The following is a 1,723-nucleotide window of genomic DNA, read 5'->3' as shown; positions in this document are numbered from 1 at the left end:
GCTTGCGTATCAACTCGTCGTGTCGCAGCGTCGCACTGGCCTTCACGGTTTCCCGCAGCTTACGCAGAAAGCGCTGAACGTTTGCTTTGGCTGGCTTGATCAACAGCTTGCCACCATACTTGCGCACGTTCATGCCGAGGAAATCGAACCCATCGTCGATATGCGTGATCCGGGTCTTTTCTGGTGATAGCAATAAGCCGCGCTCGACCAGAAACTGCTCGACCATTGGGCGAACTTCGTCCACCAGCACGTCCTGCGTTGTACCGGTAACGATGAAGTCATCTGCATAACGAACGATATTGACTTTTGACAGATTGTGAGTGCCGCGGCGGTACTTTGCGCGCAGCAGTGCCTCCAGCCCGTCAAGCGTCATGTTCATCAACGTGGGCGAGACAATACCGCCTTGTGGCGTACCCGCTTCCGTTGCGTGAAAGACCCGGTTATGAAGGTAGCCAGCCTTCAACCATCCTCGCAGAATCGCTTTATCCGTAGGAATATGGGCGATCAGCCAGTCATGCGAGATTTCGTCAAAGCAGCTTCGGATATCGGCCTCAAGAATCCACGGTGCAGAATCGGCTCCGTTCAACACCCGGAAGCATTGTTCGATTGCGTCGGCCGTTGATCGGGCCGACCTGAAACCATAGGAGTTCAAGTCCGCCGTACTCTCTGCAACCGGCTCCAGGGCGAGCAGATACAGCGCCTGCTGAGCCCGGTCGATCATGCACGGGATTCCAAGAGGCCGCATCTTCTTCCCGTCGGCCTTGGGGATGTATATCCGCCTCAGCGGACGCGGCCGATAGCCGCGCCGTTTGAGCGACAGCACTGCTTTGAGCCTGGACTTCGGGGAGGACCATGTAATGCCGTCCACTCCCGGCGTCCGTCTGCCCTGATTCTCAGTCACCCGTCTGACGGCGAGTGCCTTGCCGCTGAACGAGTGGGTTAGCAGCCATTGCAAGGCTTTCACCTTGCCCCAGCGGCCTTCCTGCGTTGCCTTCACGATACGCGCCTGGAGCCTTCGGACCTCGCGATAACACCTGGCCCAGTCGATGCTGTGCCAGTGCGTCGCTCGATCGGAGGACGCACCAGTGCCTTGCTGCTGCACCGTCATCTGCTTCTCCTCCTTTGAAGGTTGATCAAACTCTCTCGTGACGAAAGACCAAACGGAAGTGGGCCTGCTTTCGCATGCGGTGATGTTGCAACCGCTATGCTGCCCATTACAGGCAGCCGTTCGCTTTCTCCGTCATCCTCTACCAGCACCGCCAACAGCCTTCCTTGCGGTTGGCCTGCCCAGACAGCATAGGCGGCGATACGGGCTTACCGAGTTCCGCGTAGTTCGCACGGATGGTTTAGGTTCTGCCTCTCCACCGGTGGCGATGGTGTCCGTGCTGCCCGATGAAATAGCGAGCAGACCCGCCACGGTCCCTTTTTGGGGCTGGCCTATCAGTGTCTTTGGCCCGTTCCGAATGACGGTGTTTATCAGCAGTTCAGGTGCCTTAACCTTGCCATCCAGCCTAGCGCCTCCTCCGCGTTGACACTCGCAGAGGAACATCGATCTCGCGATCTTGGTACGGCTTGCGCCGGGCTACATTGTTTCGGAGGCTTCACACGAGACCGTTGCCAGTCCCGCATGCCCCAATAGGCTACGGGCGACGGAACGCCCGGTTTTGCTCCCGCCGAACGTCAGCGGTAAAACCACGAACTACGCGACGTCACGTCGCACATT

At 58.3% G+C, this 1,723-nt stretch carries 1 protein-coding gene; it reads right to left on the bottom strand.

Going from position 1 to position 1,723, the window contains the following annotated elements; all coding sequences use genetic code 11:
* On the bottom strand, positions 1–1,108 hold a 1,108-nt coding region (gene ltrA / locus AB4Y40_RS42685), incomplete at its 3' end, for a group II intron reverse transcriptase/maturase (protein WP_368692977.1).
* Between the last annotated feature and the right edge of the window lie 615 nt (positions 1,109–1,723).

This window comes from Paraburkholderia sp. EG287B (assembly GCF_040965595.1).
Lineage (GTDB): Bacteria > Pseudomonadota > Gammaproteobacteria > Burkholderiales > Burkholderiaceae > Paraburkholderia.
Note: the sequence above shows the minus strand (reverse complement) of the source record. Positions and strands in the feature narration are given on the sequence as shown.